The following is a 17,085-nucleotide window of genomic DNA, read 5'->3' as shown; positions in this document are numbered from 1 at the left end:
ACCGATCAATGGTTTCGTGATAATGGCAGAGAGGCCACACCTGTTCCCATCCCGAACACAGCAGTTAAGCTCTCTCGCGTCGAAAGTACTTGGCGGGCAGCTGCCTGGGAGGATAGATCGTCGCGAAACCTTTTTGTTTTACCTTGATCTTTTGCCTCCCTGCGGCGTTGCACGGCGTGTGCTTCGGTGCTCACGACACCAAAGGTCGCTGCGCGCCTCGCCACTTGTGCGCCTGGCAGGTCGACAAAATTTCGGCGGTCAAACGAGTAGAAACTTATACAAAGCCCACAGTGGCTTTTTTTATTGCCTGGAAGATAATACAGCCCTTTCCCCGTGTAAACAACATACCGGCCGCCCATCACTGCACATATCAAGCACTAGACCTGACAAGCGTTGCTGTTGGATTGGCATCAACGCCCTTCTATAATTAAATGTGGAATGAAAGGGAAGAAGATACAAAAAATGCAAAGGAAACTTGACAATAAGCTTTGCCTGTGATATCTTAAAAATGTAAAGGAACCTTGTCGTCGACGGGAGGGGATCTTTTTGGAAAACAGAGTAGAGGAACTGAGAAAAGCTTTGGGGATGAGCCAAGAAAAATTTGCCAAGGCGCTTAAAGTTTCAAGACAAACGATCAGTTCGATAGAAACAGGAAAATACAACCCGTCTTTGGAATTGGCGTTTGCAATATCCGATTTTTTAGGCGAAAGCATTGAGGCGATTTTCATACATGAAAGGAGCGATGGACATGAAAAAGAGTAATTTCGTTGCTGGCGGTCTGTATATCCTGATTGGGACGGTTTTTCTGTTTTTAGCCATCCACACAAAAAGTAATATCTTTTTCGGGCTGGCCGGTGCGGGGTTCGGCCCGGGCGTCGTGATGATGTATCGATATTTTTATTGGAGTAAACCGGGAAACAGCGCTCGCTACCTGGAGAAGATGATGGATGAGAAGATTGAGCGCCAGGATGAATTAGAGGTGAAACTCCGGGATAAATCTGGCCGTTGTGCTTATGCGCTGGGCTTATGACGATCAGCATTGCGATGCTCGTGTTCTCCATATTAGGGGAGCTTGGCATCGTGGGGAATTCAGTTTTGATCGTAGGTTTTTTAGGTGGCTATTTATTATTTCAAATCGTTGTCGGGATGGTTGTGTTTAATCGTTTGTTGAAAAAATACCAATAGTGCGGAAGGCCAATCCGGTGATTGTTCGCAAAAGTGCGGTCGCTCTTGCTGTGAAACCTGAGTATCCGCGGGCTATCATAGCGGTGCACGAAGCAGCCGGTCTTGAAGCAGATCAGCTGCTTTTTATCTTGGATGCCCCCATCGATCCGCCGCAAACCGCCAGACAGCATGAACGTGGCCTGAACCGCTTTTGACGCGGAAATCAATTGACTTTTCATCGGGGAATCACTATAATATACAAAATGAAAAGGATCACCGAGATCTTTTTTTTATGCGAAAAACCAGAGCAAAAGAGGAAAACCATGAGCGAAGAAATGATTGTCACCCAGGAAGGTCTGGAAAAAATGAAGGCGGAGCTGGAGCAGCTCAAGACCGTCACCCGCTACGAGGTCATCGAGAAGCTGCGCACCGCCCGGGGCTACGGCGATTTATCGGAAAACTCCGAATACGATGAGGCGAAAAACGAACAGAGCTTTGTGGAAGGCCGGATCAAGGAGCTGGAGCATCAGATTCATCACGTGAAGGTGGTGGAAGAGGTCCAGACGGACATCGTCGGGATCGGCAGCTACGTCAAGGTGGCGACAGCCGGAAAAAACCTGGAATATCAGATTGTCGGCTCGGCGGAGGCCAATATCAAAGAAGGAAAACTCTCCAACGCTTCCCCGGTGGGCGAAGGGCTGATGGGCCGCCAGGCCGGTGACGTGGTGGAAATCGAAGTGCCCCGCGGCGTGGTGACCTACGAAATTTTAGACATTCACCGGTAATGAGGCCGTCATCGACACAAAATTCAACGCACGGAGAAAATATGTCCAACAACAATCAACCGAAAACCAGCGACGTGATTCAGGTGCGCTGGGATAAACTTGCAGAGCTGCAACAAGCCGGCCAGAACCCCTATGAGATCACCAGCTACGATGTGACCGATACGGCCGCCGAGCTGACCGATAACTTTGAAGCCCACGAAGGCCAGAACGTGAGTCTGGCTGGGCGCATCATGGCCAAACGAGGCCAGGGCAAGGTTGGCTTTTACGATCTGCTCGACAGCAGCGGTCGCATTCAGCTCTTTTTGAAGAAAGATCTGCTGCCGGATTACGATCAGATCAAAAAGGTCGACATCGGGGATATCGTCGGCATCAAGGGCGAGCTCTTTAAAACCCAGCGCGGGCAGATTTCCGTGCGGGTGCGCGCCTTCACCCTGCTGTCCAAATCACTGCAGGTGCTGCCGGAAAAATACCACGGCCTGAAGGATACGGATATCCGCTATCGGGAACGCTACGTCGATCTCATTGTCAATCCCGAGGTGCGCGACGTCTTTGTGACCCGCTCGAAAATCATCACCGAGATCCGCCGCTTCCTGGATGACCGCGGCTTCCTCGAGGTGGAAACGCCGGTGCTTAACAATCTGGCCGGCGGGGCCAACGCTCGCCCCTTCATCACCCATCACAACACGCTGGACATTCCGATGTATCTGCGGATTGCCCTGGAGCTGCCGCTGAAACGGCTGATTGTCGGCGGCTTCAGCAAGGTGTATGAGCTTTCCCGGGTCTTTCGCAACGAGGGGATGGACCCGACCCACAACCCGGAATTCACCGAGCTCGAAACCTATGAAGCCTATGCGGATTACGTCGACGTGATGAACATGGTGGAGGACCTTTATTATGATCTGGCCGACAAAATTCTGGGCACCACCGATGTCGCCTACGACGATCAGGTGATCCATCTGGGAGAGCCCTTCCGCCGCGCGCGCATGGTGGATATCGTGAAGGAAGTGACCGGCGTCGACTTTGACAGCATGACGGATCCGGCCGAGGCGAAGGCGGCCGCCGAAGGCTTGGAGGTCGATGTGGCCGATCTTGAGACGGTGGGCGAGATCATGGCCGAAGTCTTTGACGAAACCTGCGAGGAAAAACTGATCCAGCCGACCTTCGTGACGATGCACCCGGTGGAAACTTCGCCGCTGGCGAAAAAAGATCCGGATGATCCGCGCTACACCCAGCGTTTCGAGCTTTATATCGACGGTGCCGAATGCGCCAATGCTTTTTCCGAGCTCAACGATCCGGCCGATCAGAAAGCCCGCTTTGAAGCGCAGATGGCGAAGAAAGCCGGCGGCGACGACGAAGCCCATCCCTACGACGCGGACTTCATCAAGGCGCTGGAAGTCGGCCTGCCGCCGACCGGCGGCCTGGGCATCGGCATCGACCGCTTGGTGATGCTCTTCACCGGACAGAGCAGCATCCGCGACGTGATTTTGTTCCCGACGATGAAGCCAGTCGACAAGTGAAAACAGCGAAAAATCCGGCGGCCGCAGGGACTTGCAGGAACGGAGAAAGCGCCGGAATCTTACATCAAACGGTGCCATAAACCGTGCAAAAGAAAAACAATCACACATTTGCTTTAGGAAGGCCTTGAGAAATCAACCTCTCAGGGCTTTTTCTGTTTTCCGGAGCCGCCCTCCCGGGTTGCAGACTGTACCCGATTGCCTGATTTCCTTATACTTCAATATCGGAATCAAGTCCGGGAGGTGCGGACGGCGTAAAGTAATTGTAGGAATCGAGCAGGCAGCATATCCCTGATGTGTCATCCATACTAGTGCGGCGTCATCACTATAATCGATTCTCTTGTTCCTTACAATCCCCAGATATGATTCTTCAATGCTGCAATCTTTTTGATTTGTGAATAAGGTATGCTGTAGACCGGCACATCTACCAGATCGCCATACTTCTTTCTCAGCGTTCCGGCCTTCTTCATGACCTGCACCGACGACAGCACCATGTCCTCTGCTCCGGCTGCTTTCGGCAGTACTTCTTTCTGATAACGCACCAGTTCCAATATGTCTCTTTTATTCTCACGATAGATCCGGAGACGCGACATCTTATCCGCCTCTATTCGGCTCCATCCGAGCGGACGGCTGCTCATACGGTCAGAAAACACACGACTGATATGTCCTTCCGCGCTGCATCCGCGGTAGTTCTCTTTTTCTTTCAATGACTCCATGATCCCTGCCCAGTTGCCAAGGATACAGCCCTTTGCCGTTTCGACTGTTCTCCGTTTGCTTTCGCTTTCTGTAACGGCAAGGATCTTATCGAACGCTTCCTCTGCCATCCTTTTCTTCTTTCCCTTCCGAGCAGTTCAGGAAGACCTGATCCAGTTTTTTTACACCATCTGTCTGAAACTGCGTTATACTTTTAATCAAAGAAAGCGCCTCCCTTTATGCCGGAACTATTTCGCAAACAGTATCCTAACATAAACAGGTGCTTTCTTCTTGTCTTTGATTTCCCTACAAAAACTTTACTCTAGCCATTAAACATTAAATTAGAAAGAGCTCAGCGTGCAAGCAAATTCGGAATCAACAACTTCATCCGAGCTTTTGAAAAGAATATGATTATTCCGAGGTGGCGGAGCCGCCCTTTCCGTTCTGGCTCTAACAGCCTTTTTCATAAGCAAACAATCTCCGTATAATGAAATGAGCCGATGATGGCGGTCATTGACTGTCGATCATCGGCTCTGCGTCTTAGCGTCTGGCCCTTTGATGATGATATTTCCTTGTTTCAGATCGATCAGCGTTTCTTTCCGGCACTTAGGACAGAAAAGTGGGAAGTTTATCAATACCGTATCCTTGTGGATTTTTATCCGGGTCTTTCTCCCACACACGGGACAAATCACCCGCTTCTTCTGTTCGGCCATGTCAAATCAAGGGCCTCTTTCCGTGCCCGACTTGAGGTCACAGGGATCTGCAAACGGACACGTTTTTTTGTTCCTGTCTCTTGAGCTTCTAAAAGGAATCATCACTGATCGTGTGCTCCGTTTTACAGGCTTCTGCCTCGGTGGTACCGGCGTCAACCCCTGCTCCGGTAAGCTGCTCCGCAAAATACTGGTGGCGCTCATAGAGCTTTTTGCAATTTCCTGACCCGAATCAGTCAGGTGCAGCGTGTAGTCATCGTTCATCACGATAAAGCCGCCCTCTTGCAAGAGCTTGACCGCATGGCTGACACTTGGTTTTGAAACGCCCATGTACGCTGCTACATCGACGGAGCGCACCATTTCCTTACTCTTTTGAAGTATATAGATTGTTTTCAGATAATCCTCACCAGAAGTATGAAGTTTCATGGTATTCCTCATTTCCAAATAAGAACACAAGAGAATCCCCTTCTATGCCGTGATAAGCTGTTCGGCCTTCCACATCGCGGTATATTTGCCGCCCAGAGCCAAAAGCTGCTCGTGGGTTCCGGACTCCGCTACTTTTCCGCCGGCCACCACGAGGATCTGATCGGCGTTTTTTATAATAGACAATGTGTGAGCAATCATCACAACGGTCTTGTTTTCTTGTAGAAGATTTGAAATTGCCTGTTTTACAGCCAATTCATTTTCAATGTCCAAAGAGGATGTCGCCTCATCAAGAAGCAGAATCGGGCTGTTTTTCAATATGGCACGGGCAATCGAAAGTCTTTGCCGTTCACCGCCGGAGAGCAGATTTCCATTCTCGCCGATAAGCGCATCATAGCCTTTTTCCATTTTGCGGATGAATGTGTCACAGTTTGCTTCTTTGCAGGCTTTTTCTATTTCTTCATCTGTAGCGGAAGGTTTTGCATGGCGTATGTTTTCCCGTACTGTGTCATTAAACAGAAACGTGTCCTGATCCACCATTGAGATCATATCCAGCACGTCTTCTGCATTGACATGGCGGATCGATTGCCCTCCGATGTCAATTTCTCCGCTTTCCGGATCATAATACTTCGCAATCAGATTCAGAATCGTTGATTTGCCCGATCCGGAGTCTCCCACGATTGCGGTTAGCCTGCGATCCGGTATTGAGAAACTCATTTTTTTCAGAACAGGTTCCCCCTGCACATAAGAAAACGACACATCATGAAATGAGATGCCGTGCTCTTTTGGAGAAAAAACATCTTTGCTTTTCGATTCTTCATTTTCTGCCAACACGTTTTGAATGTTTGTCTTTGATATCAATAGATTCCTGTAACTGAACAGGTCAACCGAAATCGAAGCGGTCAGCTTTGCCAAAACCATCGGCATCATGCACAGAAACAGGAAACTGATTGCATGGATGTTTCCGGACTGCCACGGAATGAATCCGATCCACATAACAAGCGGAACGGTAAGCCAATTTACAATGTTGAAAGTGAAATTAACCGGAATGCCGTGTGCCTCATACTGATAACTGACTGTGCTGAATTTTCGCATGGCATCCGTTGTGTTCCTGTTTTTAGTACCACCCATTCCATAGGACCGGAAGGTCTGGATTCCGTCAATGTACTCGACGATTTGCCCTACGGCTTCCGCCGTAACGGAATTCTTCTCCGCCCCGTACTTTTTCACAATTCGAAACGACAGCCACATTTCAGGGATCAGCAGAAGAAGGGAAAGCATCAGGATGACCGCAGCCGGAAAATACAGAACACAGATAAAGGTAATCACGATCACGGCCAAAATCCCGTTTTTCACAAGGGCGGCAAGCTTGTGCGTCAGAATCTGTTCATAACTGTTTACATCCGCCGTCATGATATTGATATATTGCCCCTCGCGTTTTTCCGTAAAGCTGGATAGCGGAACCCTCCTCAGCTTATCGCCAAGGCCGAGACGGATATTTTTAGACACCTCAGCGCCGCCGATCTGGCTCTGTGTATAACCAATGCTGTAAATGGCAAGCCGTATCACAAAGATAGCCCCGACGAGGCAGGACATGCGAAGGATGCTCCTCATGTCGGCAGATCCGTCGTACAACATTTTAAGCACCGCGTAAAGGACAATATAGTTGCTTCCGGAAAGCAGCCCTTCCAAAACGGTCAATATCAGACCGCGGTAAAATGGAGGGTTCTTTCGGAAAAGATTTTTGTCTGTCATCTGCCGCTTCCTCCTTTCCCATAGGTGATATTCCTTGCCGATTCATAGCTTTCCCAGCTCCTTTGGTAGTATCTGTTGCGCGAAAGCAGCTCGTCATGTGTGCCGATATCTGAAATCGTACGATTCTCTACCACTGCAACCTTGTCGCACATTCCGACCACACTCAGCCGATGGGCAATGATGACGACGGTTTTCCCTTTGCACAGGTTTCGGATCGCCTTGTCGATCTCCAGCTGATTTTCCGGATCGGCGGCGCTCGTCGCTTCGTCCAAAATAAGGATCGGCGCATTTTTCAAAATGGCTCTTGCAATGGCGATCCGCTGCTTTTCCCCGCCCGAAAAGCGGGATCCGTAACTTCCGACTTTCGTATCATATCCATCGGGGAGGGACATGATGAAATCGTCAATTTGTGCTCCTTTTGCGGCTTCCCGCACCTGCTCCAAAGAGGCATTCATCCCCATGCGGATATTGTCAAGGACAGAATCCTGCGTCAGGAAAGTCTTCTGAAAGACAAGAGATATCTGTTCAAGAAGCGCTTCATATCGAATGCTTTTGACATTTTTCCCTCCAATCAGAACCTCTCCGTCATCCGCGTCATAAAAACGCGCGATCAGAGCGGCAACCGTACTTTTTCCCGCTCCGGATGCACCTACAACGGCGATCTTTTCGCCATCTTGAATGCATAGGCTGCAATTTTCAAGTACGCTTGTTTTCCCGTCATACGAAAAGCGCACACCTTTTAGTGCAATATCATGGTTTTCAGGAAAAGCGTCCCCGCCTTCAAAGATCGGAAGCTCCAGGATTTCTTTTGCTTTTGTAATGCCGCTAAACGCCTGCGCGAAATTGCCGGAAAGCTGCTGAAGCGGAAGCAATTCCGTCAAATACAATGAGCCGATATAGGCAAACAGAAGAAATACGCTGGCTGTGACAGCCCCCCGCAGGAACAGCCGCCCGCCCAGGGGAACAATCATCAAAAGCCCGGACTCCAGCAACAGGATGAATACGGCATACAAAGGGGCAGTCTTTTTCGAAATCTTGTTCCACGCTCGGTTTTCATCAAGAACGGCTTCTCTGAACTTTTTGAATGATTGGCTGCCCATCCGGTATGCCTTGATCAGACGCATTCCGCGGACATATTCCACCATGACGGAATTGAAGCCGGCAAGGGATGCATTGGCCTCCGGCAGCATATCAGACATTTTCTTAAACACCGCCATCATCACCGGAATATCCAAAAGAAGAGGAATCAAGGAAATAAGCGCCAGCGGGACATTCACCGTCATGAGATAAACAAAAATGACGATAGGACCGGTAAGATAGCTGACAAGTTCCGGAATATTATGTGCAAGACATAACTCTAACTTCTCAATGCTCTCATTCAGGACGGTTTTGATTTCGCCTGTGCTCCGCTCATTGACGTATCCAAGCGGAACCTTCGCCAGGTGTTCTGTAATCATGCAGCGCACCTTAAACAGGGCGTTATAAGCACCTTTATGCGAGAGCACACCGGACAGACCAAGCAGGACCGTGCGAAGAATGGTTGTGACGGTTACCAGGACGATACAGTCCGCCAGGATCTGCCTTGTCAGCGTTCCAAGCAGGACGGCGTCCATCAGGCGATAAATGCCGACATACGGTCCGATTACAAACAGTCCGCTCAAGAATGCACACAAAACAGAAGCAAACAAGTACCATTTATCGCTGCCTGCCCATTTAAGAAGCAATTTGATTGGTTTTTCCCGAGTTTTATCCAAACGGATCTCCTTCCTTGATTTCAGCTGTGGCGGAAAAGAACAGCTGTCTCATCTGTTTCTTGTTGTCTGCACGGCATTTTAAATCGCGGCATATTTCACCGTCGGAAAGAACGAGCATACGGCTGCATGTCCTGCAAAGAAATTCATAATCGTGCGTAACAACAAATATGATTTTACCCTGTTCGGAAAGGCTGCGGACAATTTTAGCGACCCTTGCCATGCTTTCATAATCCAGCCCGCTGGTAGGCTCGTCAAAGACGATCAGTTCTTTTTTGCAGACCTGCCCCACGGCGACGGCTACTCTCTGCTTTTGTCCACCGGAAAGCGTACCGGGATGTTGTTTGATAAAGGGTGTCAGTTCCAGCGCATCCATCGTTTTTGCGACTACGGCTGAATCCGGGTTCTTTATTCCGAAGGAGCATTCTGCTTCTACGCTCTCTGCAAAGAGCTCATAATTCACATCCTGCATGACCATATAGGAAATTTTCTGCCGTTTCTTCCTGGGGATGACCCTGCCGTCCCATAAATAATCCCCTTTGATCCCTTTATGCAATCCGCAAAGGGCCCGTGAAAATGTTGTTTTGCCTGCGCCGTTTTTCCCAACAAGCGCAATCACCTCGCTCCGTGAAATTTTTACGCTGATATTCCCGATCACAGGTTCTTTCCTGTAGAACAGGGAAACGCCCTTCAGCTCCAGCCTCGTTTCCCGTTCTTCCCCCGCGATTACTTCGGGAGCCTCTTTTCGCAAGTCCGTCGTTCGAAGGCCCATGACCCGGCGCTCTTCATCCGTCAAGGCCAGGAACTCACTGGCAGAGTAACCCTTTTTTATCTGCCCCTCCTCAAATACAATGATCCGGTCAGCGATGCCCGTCAGATAATATAGACGGTGTTCGACGATCAAAACGGTCCTTCCCTGAGACTTAAGCATCTTGAGATGAGCCCTTAAAGCGGCTACCGTCTCCATGTCCAGATTGGATGACGGTTCATCCAGCAGATAGACGCGGGGGTTCATGGCGTATACGGACGCAAAAGCAATCTTCTGCTTTTCTCCTCCTGAAAGAGAGAAAATATTTCTTCCGCGCAGATTTTCAATTTCCAGGTCCTTTGCGGAGGCAGCCACCTTTTTCTCGATCTGTTCCCTTGGCAATGCCTGATTTTCTACGCCGAAGGCAATCTCGCTGTCTGTATCCACGTTAAAGAACTGCGTCTTGGGGTTTTGAAATACCGAACCGGCAAGAGACGCCGTTTCGTACATTGGCATTTCCGGAACGTTTCGCCCGTCAAGCAGAACTTCCCCGGTCAGCTTGCCGGGATAAAAATGCGGGACAAGCCCATTCACAAGTCGCGTCATCGTGGTCTTTCCGCATCCGCTTTTCCCGCAGAGAAGGACGCATTCCCCGTCATTCACCGTCAAATTGATGTCGTGCAAGTCATCTGTTTCATGGATATACTCCTGTTTCCCGCGCGAGTCATACGTAAAAGATACATGCTTAAACTCAATCATACGCTACACAATCCCTTCCCAGCTAAAACCTAAAGCAAGCACACAGACCGCAAGAACTGTGGCAATCCAATCCCTTCCCCGGAACCGTATCTGAAGGAGGCAGGTCCGCGGCGTTGGGTTCTCTATCCCGCGCGTGACCGCGGCAGCAGAAAGTTCATCGGCTGTATTGGAAGCCGTCATCAGCAAAGGGACATAAAGACATTCCACCGTCATGGCCGGGCTTCTGAGAAATCCGAAAAAGGAAGGGGTCACATCCCGGAGACGCATGGCGTCTTTGATATAACCCCAGTCTTCACGAACCGTGGGAATATATCGAAGCATGACCGCCAGCGGAATAACCACCTTGTCAGGAATATGCGCCTTGTTCATCGCGGTCAAAAACTCGTTCACCTTCGTCGTGGAAAGAATAATGCTCGCCAAAAAAGCGCAGGGGTAGACAGTATAAAACAAGCCGAGCCAGGATGTGAACACGGTGTAAAGCGCCCCTTTTTCAAGCGATATAACAAACAGCGTCAGCATATAGAAGGCGCCATAAAACGCCGCACAGAGAAAAGACCTGCGAACTTTCCCGCTTGCGCATCCGAACACCGCAACCGCAAAAACAAGCACGCTCTCATACAGGAGCGATGGGGCGATCGTCGCGGAGATCACGCACAGAATCAGCAAGACGTTTTTTGTGCGGGGGTCAAATTGCAGCCCGAACCGCTTTTTGGCGCTTGCACTCCGGCTCATCCCGTTATTCCCGCTTTTTCAAATTGTTTTTTTAATAATTTGCTGCCGACAAAACCGCTGAAAAGAGCGACTAAAATCGTGCCCGCCAGCATGGTTATCAAAACCCAATGGCTGACTGATGCCGTCATTGTATCCAGATACTCCTGCGGCGTGCCTTTCTCCAGCATCCGGCTGACCCATGCCTGCGGATTGATAAAATAAGCAAGATAGGATCCGGTCCCGCCGAGGCAGAAAACGATATAAGACAGAATGTTGATTTTTATGCTCTTATAGCGTCTGGTCCATGCCACCAACTCCGCCAGCGCGCTGCCAGCCAGATATCCGATGGTCATAGCAATATGCATGCCGGTTGCATAGCAGAAGATTGCCATCAACAGTCCTGCAATAAAGATCGGTCCGGTTTTCGGCACTTTCGCGATCAGTAAAAGATATACGGGCCCGGCAAGAAGCGCCCCGCCCACCGGATAATAAAAGGTCAGAGCCGGGAACATGGCAAATGTGCCTCCGCTCAATGAGATACATATAAAAATGATCGCGGAAAAAACGCCGGACGTAATAAGATCCTTGACTGTAAGTTTCTGTTTCCTACTATTTGTTTCGCTTGTCATAACATATGACCTCCCTTTATGCGTACATAATTGCAATACAAGAGACGCTGTGGTAATATGATATTAGTTGCAACTAACCATGAGGACAGTATAAAAGATCAAGGGAAGCGAAACAATACAGTCGGGAGTTATTCGTCCGATAGGTATGAAATTTTGTCCGATCTGTATGATTCCGAGGTGATTATATGGAAATCAGCGATTTTTACAGGGAATGGCTTACCCGCAGCGGCTTTGTTGAAAGCAAGCCATCACCCAACTTTAGCCCTGCTGGGAAATTGTATCTCGCGCCAAAGGGAGCAGCCTGCGGATATTACTGGATCTATGGAGAAAAAAATCTGTTTGATATTAAAATCCACGATTTCTATTTCTTCGAAGATAGCTTTGTATCTTTTAACATGCCGGAGTGTTTAAGCATTACCTACTATGATTCTGTGTCCGGGGAGGAGTTGACCCCTTACCGCCGCTTAACTGCGGGATGTGTAAAATCCTTTTACGGAGGGCATGAGGCCTATAAAGCCATTATGCACAAAAACATTCCGATCCGTTGCGTGGGGATAGAGGTGCTTCCCGCATATTATGAAAAACATCTGAAGGAAAGCTACCCTGACGACTACCTTCCGCCGCATGAGGCTTTCAGCCGCGTTGGGCAAACGCTCGACTTCCCGGAGATGTCCCATCTTTTGCGGCAGGTTTGGGATTATAAGGGAGAAGGCATACCGGCAAAGCTGTTCTATGAGGCCAAGGTTGCGGAAGCTGTTTCTCTTGTTTATGAGCACGGAAAGAAAAGCAAAAATGATCCCTGCGCCAGAATATCCAGGCAGGACATGAATGCCTTGCATAACGCTGCATCTTATATTAACGACCATTTCAACGCGGAGCTCCCGCTTGCTACGCTTGCACGGATCGCCTGCATGGGCACAACAAAGTTGAAGGCCTCCTTTAAGCACATGTATCACTGCACCATTTCTGAATACATCCGGCAACGGCGTATGAGCCACGCGGAAATGCTCCTGACTTCTACGGATCTTGCAGTCGACCAGGTTGCTTCGGCTGTCGGATATTCCAATGCGGGGAGATTTGCGGCAAATTTTAAAAACAATACGGGGCTGTTTCCGGCGGAATATCGAAAAATGGCACGCAGGAAATGAAGCAGATGATCCAATTTGCAAAAAAACGAGCCGGTGATGGCAGTCTTTCGACTGTCGATCATCGGCTCTGCGTCTTAGCGTCCGGCTCTTTGACGATGGCGATATTGCCTTGTTTTAAGTCGATCAGCGTTTCTTTCCGGCACTTAAGACAGTAATATAGGGAATCTATCCCGGATGATCACTGCAAAGGAAAACAGCAGAAGAAAGAAGCCGGTCACCAATAGGGGATAAAGAAATAGCGCCATCCTCATCGCTACTTCACTTCCTGGCCAGCACTGTAATCCATGGCTTATCCGGGTGCCGGTCGGTTTTGACATCGGAAAAACCTGCCGCTTTCAGCGTCGTCGTGAGTTGCTCTGCGGTATAGCATTTCATGCCGTCGATGATCTTCTCGAACTTGAGGCTCGTTTCGTCCGTTCCGTCGGATTCGTTGCAGATCATGAATACGCCGCCGGGCTTTAGGGCTCTGCAAGCTTCTACAAGGCATTTCTCCAGACCCGGCCAGAAATAGACCGTTTCAAAGGCCGTGGCAAGGTCAAAGGGTTCCGTCTCAAAGGGAAGTGACAAGGCATTGCCCTGAACAACGGTACGTCTGCCCACCGCAATGGATTCCCTGTTGATTTTCCTCGTCTTTTCAACGGAAAGCTCAGAATAATCCAAGGCGGAGAGCGATGCTTTCGGATAGCGTTTCAGGAGTTCTCCTGCGTTTCTGCCGCCGCCGCAGCCGAGCTCAACAATAGCGGACACGGCGATCCCGTCCGGATGTGTCATTCCCCAATCGGCCAGCTTTGCGTGGACGCCGTTCATGCCGCCCGCCATCATCTTGCCGAGGAACCCCTTCGGCTTCCTCGTTTGATTGACAAACTTTTTGAAGAGTCTCATTCTTTGCCTCACTTCCTTCCCAGCAGCAGCGCAGAGCCGGAAAGAGCCATCCACGCTGCCTCCCATCTCGTCATAAACTTTCCGTTTGTTGTGTCAATCAGCTCGACGCTTTCATGGCCCATGCTTTTCAGCTTCCCGGAAAACGCCCGCATATCGCCGTATTTTGATTTTGAGAAGATATCATGAATCGCGAAGGTTTCCGCCCTTTTTTAGCATACGCAGCGTCTCCAGCAGGATCACCTGCCGGTCCTTTGAGGGGATGTTGTGATAGACATAATTGCTCGTCACCGCGTCAAAGCTCTCGTCGGGAAAATCCAGCTTTGTCGCATCGCCGCGTGTAAAGCTGACATTGCTCACGCTCTCCGCTTTGGCGTTATTCTCACACAGCGGTTTGTTGAAGGATGCATATTCTTTGCCCCAGCGGTCGATTCCGACAAAGGAGGCTGAGGGATTGCGTTTCGCGCAGGCGATGGCCAGCGCGCCGCTGCCGCAGCCCACGTCGGGCCCCTTTCCGCCGTCGGACAGAGTCACATATTCCGCGATGCCCTCAATAATCTGACGCGACATCTGCCGTCTGCCGTTGCAGGAAAACGCGCGGTACATGAGGAGCATCCACAGGGAGACACAAAGACCGATCACCGTTCCCGCGAGGAATACGATGAACAGCACAGCCTTCAGCGTACCGGAGATGATCCCGGTCAAGCCGAAGACAATGAACAGGGTCAGAAATGCGGCAGTCGCTGCAATGGCGGACAGCACCATGCCCTTCGGCATCCAGTTTTTATAATCCGGTTTCATTTTGACGCCCCTTGTCATTTTTTATGTACCAGATTTGATTTTCACGATTTTCATCCGCACCAGACTGTCACAGAAGCGGATCATGATCTTGTGAAACAGCCCGACATCTTTATAAACATCCCTGTAGCTGCGCATATAGCTCTTTACCGTAACGGAGGCAAAGCGACGGCTCCAGCTCCGAAGCTTCGCCTCGTCCTCCAGCGAGAAGAAGGCGGTCACGTCGGTGATCCCGACTTCCTTCAGCCAAGTTTTCCGCATCATCTTCGCGCCGCGCCGGTTGCAGGAATCAAAGACCAGCACAGCGCCGATCCGCCATGGCTGCGAACAGCTTCTTTACGTCCTCCGTTTTGAAGTAGTAAAACACGCCTGCAGCGAAGAAGACCACGCCGTTTGAGGCGTTGACTGCATCCATTCAGTGAAAATCGATCAGATCGCAGGCGATGTTTTCCTTCCGTTCTCCGGCGGGCAGCAGCTCGTCCCGCACGGCGATCACATCCGGCAGGTCAATGTTATAGCTGCGGCATAAGCCGTTGTCGGACTTGCGGAAGGTGTCGTCCAGGCCACAGCCCAGGTTCACCACAGCGGCATTCGGATGTTCCTTTAAATACGCTTCGACCTCACAGCGCAGGTCGTACTGCCGCTGCGCCACCTCCAGTGCACCGAAGAGCCCCGCCGGGGACTCAAATTCTTTCGCTTCTCGGCAAAGTCGTAATCCAGCGAATCGCAGATGCGCTTTGCCTCGGGGTCGGAAAACAAAGCCTGGAACCGCTCTGAGCATACGAGGCGGCCAAGCAACAGAATGATCAGCGTCTCCTGCACGGAGTTTTTTTCCATGCGATACTTCATCGCCCGAACCAGCCTTTCTTTTCACAGGGAGCAGACTCCACAGACAAACAGGAATAGCCCCCTGCATTGACGGCCGATTTCAGGAGGTCAGTATCCACAGCGTCTTCCGTCCGGAGAGAAGCCTCCTTTTTACTGCGGGAGGCGGCAACCTTTTTCGCGGAAGGGACAGTCTTCCGAATCGTGTCACAGATATGGGCTTCACACATCCTGCACACCATGCCCTCGATTTTTATTGTCGTCTTGATCATCGCTTTCCTTCCATATATAATTTTTCAATACTTCAGTATCACGGAGAAATCCATCAGGCGTGGAGAAGCACAGGCAGCCATATCGTACCGGACTTTTCCTTAAGTAGCTGGAGCAGACATCCTCCCACAGCAAGACCGAGCAGATTTGAAGAAACAAACCGAAAGAGATAAGCGCCGCCGATCTTGTCCCAATTCGCATAAGCGAAAACATGCAGGATCGCAAAGCAGATATTCGGGATCAAATACCGAACCGGCCATGAGAAGTTCCGCAGGAAATAGGGACAAACATCTCGGCACACAAATTCTTCTGCAAATGCGATAAAGACCAAATAATAGAGCAGGCTGAACAGGACCGCAGCACTGTCCGCCTTGACGATCAGGCAATAGCAGGTGATTCCCAAAATTGCCGTGCAGAGAACGAGCGCGGTTACCCGCTGCCACGTCCCATGAAGCGTCAAGTACAGTTTGGGGGCAAAGTCCTTTTTCAACAGCAGTGCAAACAAGACCAGCAATGCGGCGGGAAATAGGAACGGGATCAGGCTTTGCAGGAACAATGCTGGCAGATCCGTGGAAGCCCGGCGCGCAGAGAACAATTCGCCTCTCCGCGCTTTCGGATAGAGATATGCCGCCGTGATCAAAAATTCCACAGCAAAAACGCCCAAAGTCAAAAGAATGCCGGATATCTGTTTTTTTCTTAAGTCAGGCTTCATTATTATATCTCCGCTTCGATCTGTCCTCGACAAGAATGCTCTGATTCGCTTTCCCATGTCACCCGCCGACTGATAGCCGGGCATTATTCATTTCATACATTCATGAATCATCGAATAATCTTCTTCATCACAGCCACAGCGCAGGGAATCCTTCCGTCTGCCAGTGTGATTTTCACGTCTTCATATCCCGCGTCCAGGAAGAATTGACGGTAGCTATCCGGCGTGAATTGCCTCTTGAAATCCGCTCCTGCTTTGCCGACAGCGGAAGAAAAACCTCTGTTTTTACCTTTGCGATCTTTATTTATATACGTTGGGATAATCAATACGCCACCTGGTTTGCAAACGCGGTTCAGCTCGTCCAACGCCTTTATTGGTTCGTCAAGCAAGTGGATCACGTTTCCCGCAACCACCTTGTCGTATGTGCTGTCTGGACAATCAAGAGCAGATATGCCTGCAAAGCGGAATGAAATGTTCCGATACGCGGCATAGTTTTTCTCTGCCCTTTTCAACATCTTATTAGAGTAATCCATGGCAGTCAGCTTTCTGCATTTCGACGCAATGACAGAACTCAGCATCCCTGTTCCGCAGGCACACTCCAGCACGTCATCTTCCGGATTAATCAAGTCGGCCACAACTTGGCGTAGCGCCCTGTGCGTTTTTCTGTTGATGACGTTTACGAATACATCGTAAACGCCGGCTACATTATCCCAAAACAAAGCTATGCACCTTCTTCGTTTCCATACGAAAACCTGACCATCATCCACACTCTATATCATTATTCGTTAGCTTTATCTAACATATAAACAAAAAA

At 50.0% G+C, this 17,085-nt stretch carries 22 protein-coding genes, 1 rRNA gene and 1 pseudogene; 6 read left to right on the top strand and 18 right to left on the bottom strand.

The genetic code is table 11. The annotated features are described in order from the left end of the window. The first annotated feature begins 12 nt into the window (after window positions 1-12). From rrf to V3C63_RS09230, 3 genes are all read left to right on the top strand, one after another. Window positions 13-129 (top strand): 5S ribosomal RNA (gene rrf / locus V3C63_RS09240). A gap of 417 nt (window positions 130-546) precedes the next feature. After that, on the top strand, window positions 547-762 hold the full coding sequence (locus tag V3C63_RS09235; protein ID WP_329887493.1) for a helix-turn-helix transcriptional regulator: 216 nt from the start codon (window positions 547-549) through the stop codon (window positions 760-762). Beyond that, window positions 749-1,030 (top strand): hypothetical protein, encoded by a 282-nt coding sequence (locus tag V3C63_RS09230; protein WP_329887492.1) that lies wholly within the window; start codon window positions 749-751, stop codon window positions 1,028-1,030. Before V3C63_RS09235 ends, V3C63_RS09230 begins: the two co-directional genes overlap by 14 nt. 100 nt (window positions 1,031-1,130) lie before the next feature. Here the strand turns inward: V3C63_RS09230 and V3C63_RS09225 are convergent, their stop codons facing one another. After that, window positions 1,131-1,403: a hypothetical protein gene (locus V3C63_RS09225; protein WP_329887491.1), complete on the bottom strand. Its 273-nt coding sequence runs from the start codon at window positions 1,401-1,403 to the stop codon at window positions 1,131-1,133. A gap of 84 nt (window positions 1,404-1,487) precedes the next feature. Between V3C63_RS09225 and greA the strand changes: the two genes are divergently transcribed. After that, on the top strand, window positions 1,488-1,949 hold the full coding sequence (gene greA, locus V3C63_RS09220; RefSeq protein WP_329887490.1) for a transcription elongation factor GreA: 462 nt from the start codon (window positions 1,488-1,490) through the stop codon (window positions 1,947-1,949). Window positions 1,950-1,990: 41 nt separating this feature from the next. Next, complete coding sequence (gene lysS, locus V3C63_RS09215; RefSeq protein ID WP_329887489.1) at window positions 1,991-3,466, top strand: lysine--tRNA ligase; 1,476 nt, start codon at window positions 1,991-1,993, stop codon at window positions 3,464-3,466. 344 nt (window positions 3,467-3,810) lie between these two features. Here the strand turns inward: lysS and V3C63_RS09210 are convergent, their stop codons facing one another. The 8 genes and pseudogenes from V3C63_RS09210 to V3C63_RS09175 all read right to left on the bottom strand — a co-directional run bounded on the left by V3C63_RS09210 (window position 3,811) and on the right by V3C63_RS09175 (window position 11,642). Continuing rightward, the gene (locus tag V3C63_RS09210) at window positions 3,811-4,287 is read right to left on the bottom strand and encodes a UPF0236 family transposase-like protein (protein ID WP_329887488.1); all 477 of its coding nucleotides are present in this window, start codon (window positions 4,285-4,287) and stop codon (window positions 3,811-3,813) included. Between the two features lie 393 nt (window positions 4,288-4,680). After that, the gene (locus tag V3C63_RS09205; RefSeq protein WP_329887487.1) at window positions 4,681-4,869 is read right to left on the bottom strand and encodes a cysteine-rich KTR domain-containing protein; all 189 of its coding nucleotides are present in this window, start codon (window positions 4,867-4,869) and stop codon (window positions 4,681-4,683) included. 88 nt (window positions 4,870-4,957) lie between these two features. Beyond that, window positions 4,958-5,292: pseudogene (locus V3C63_RS09200) on the bottom strand (metal-dependent transcriptional regulator). Between the two features lie 42 nt (window positions 5,293-5,334). Next, complete coding sequence (locus V3C63_RS09195; protein WP_329887486.1) at window positions 5,335-7,044, bottom strand: ABC transporter ATP-binding protein; 1,710 nt, start codon at window positions 7,042-7,044, stop codon at window positions 5,335-5,337. Next, entirely contained in the window at window positions 7,041-8,798 is a 1,758-nt protein-coding gene (locus V3C63_RS09190) for an ABC transporter ATP-binding protein (RefSeq protein ID WP_329887485.1), read from the bottom strand. Before V3C63_RS09190 ends, V3C63_RS09195 begins: the two co-directional genes overlap by 4 nt. Continuing rightward, entirely contained in the window at window positions 8,791-10,302 is a 1,512-nt protein-coding gene (locus V3C63_RS09185; protein ID WP_329887484.1) for an ABC transporter ATP-binding protein, read from the bottom strand. The genes V3C63_RS09190 and V3C63_RS09185 overlap by 8 nt, the downstream gene beginning before the upstream one ends. A gap of 3 nt (window positions 10,303-10,305) precedes the next feature. After that, on the bottom strand, window positions 10,306-11,034 hold the full coding sequence (locus V3C63_RS09180) for an energy-coupling factor transporter transmembrane component T (protein WP_329887483.1): 729 nt from the start codon (window positions 11,032-11,034) through the stop codon (window positions 10,306-10,308). Continuing rightward, on the bottom strand, window positions 11,031-11,642 hold the full coding sequence (locus tag V3C63_RS09175) for an MptD family putative ECF transporter S component (RefSeq protein ID WP_329887482.1): 612 nt from the start codon (window positions 11,640-11,642) through the stop codon (window positions 11,031-11,033). Before V3C63_RS09175 ends, V3C63_RS09180 begins: the two co-directional genes overlap by 4 nt. Window positions 11,643-11,827: 185 nt before the next feature. On the opposite strand from V3C63_RS09175, the gene V3C63_RS09170 reads away from it, so the two are divergent. Further along, window positions 11,828-12,790, top strand: coding sequence for an AraC family transcriptional regulator (locus V3C63_RS09170; RefSeq protein WP_329887481.1), 963 nt, complete (start codon window positions 11,828-11,830; stop codon window positions 12,788-12,790). A 58-nt stretch (window positions 12,791-12,848) separates the two neighbouring features. On the opposite strand, the gene V3C63_RS09165 is transcribed toward V3C63_RS09170, so the two are convergent. From V3C63_RS09165 to V3C63_RS09125, 9 genes are all read right to left on the bottom strand, one after another. Continuing rightward, the gene (locus V3C63_RS09165) at window positions 12,849-12,959 is read right to left on the bottom strand and encodes a cysteine-rich KTR domain-containing protein (RefSeq protein ID WP_425355376.1); all 111 of its coding nucleotides are present in this window, start codon (window positions 12,957-12,959) and stop codon (window positions 12,849-12,851) included. Between the two features lie 89 nt (window positions 12,960-13,048). Further along, complete coding sequence (locus V3C63_RS09160) at window positions 13,049-13,672, bottom strand: class I SAM-dependent methyltransferase (protein WP_329887480.1); 624 nt, start codon at window positions 13,670-13,672, stop codon at window positions 13,049-13,051. A 180-nt stretch (window positions 13,673-13,852) separates the two neighbouring features. Further along, entirely contained in the window at window positions 13,853-14,470 is a 618-nt protein-coding gene (locus V3C63_RS09155) for a class I SAM-dependent methyltransferase (RefSeq protein WP_329887479.1), read from the bottom strand. A gap of 21 nt (window positions 14,471-14,491) precedes the next feature. After that, window positions 14,492-14,731 (bottom strand): hypothetical protein, encoded by a 240-nt coding sequence (locus V3C63_RS09150; protein ID WP_329887478.1) that lies wholly within the window; start codon window positions 14,729-14,731, stop codon window positions 14,492-14,494. Between the two features lie 151 nt (window positions 14,732-14,882). Then, window positions 14,883-15,119: a class I SAM-dependent methyltransferase gene (locus tag V3C63_RS09145; RefSeq protein ID WP_329887477.1), complete on the bottom strand. Its 237-nt coding sequence runs from the start codon at window positions 15,117-15,119 to the stop codon at window positions 14,883-14,885. Further along, window positions 15,071-15,304 carry a hypothetical protein gene (locus V3C63_RS09140; protein ID WP_329887476.1) on the bottom strand — a complete coding sequence of 78 codons (234 nt, stop codon included), beginning with the start codon at window positions 15,302-15,304 and terminating at the stop codon, window positions 15,071-15,073. Before V3C63_RS09140 ends, V3C63_RS09145 begins: the two co-directional genes overlap by 49 nt. Before the next feature lie 8 nt (window positions 15,305-15,312). After that, the gene (locus V3C63_RS09135) at window positions 15,313-15,564 is read right to left on the bottom strand and encodes a heavy-metal-associated domain-containing protein (RefSeq protein ID WP_329887475.1); all 252 of its coding nucleotides are present in this window, start codon (window positions 15,562-15,564) and stop codon (window positions 15,313-15,315) included. Window positions 15,565-15,617: 53 nt separating this feature from the next. Then, entirely contained in the window at window positions 15,618-16,274 is a 657-nt protein-coding gene (locus V3C63_RS09130) for a CPBP family intramembrane glutamic endopeptidase (RefSeq protein WP_329887474.1), read from the bottom strand. Between the two features lie 107 nt (window positions 16,275-16,381). Then, the gene (locus V3C63_RS09125) at window positions 16,382-16,990 is read right to left on the bottom strand and encodes a class I SAM-dependent methyltransferase (RefSeq protein ID WP_329887473.1); all 609 of its coding nucleotides are present in this window, start codon (window positions 16,988-16,990) and stop codon (window positions 16,382-16,384) included. Between the last annotated feature and the right edge of the window lie 95 nt (window positions 16,991-17,085).

This window comes from Pseudoramibacter faecis, from assembly GCF_036289405.1.
GTDB classification, from domain to species: Bacteria; Bacillota; Clostridia; order Eubacteriales; family Eubacteriaceae; genus Pseudoramibacter; species Pseudoramibacter faecis.
The sequence above is the reverse complement of the archived record's forward strand: the minus strand, read 5'-3'. Positions and strand labels throughout refer to the sequence as shown.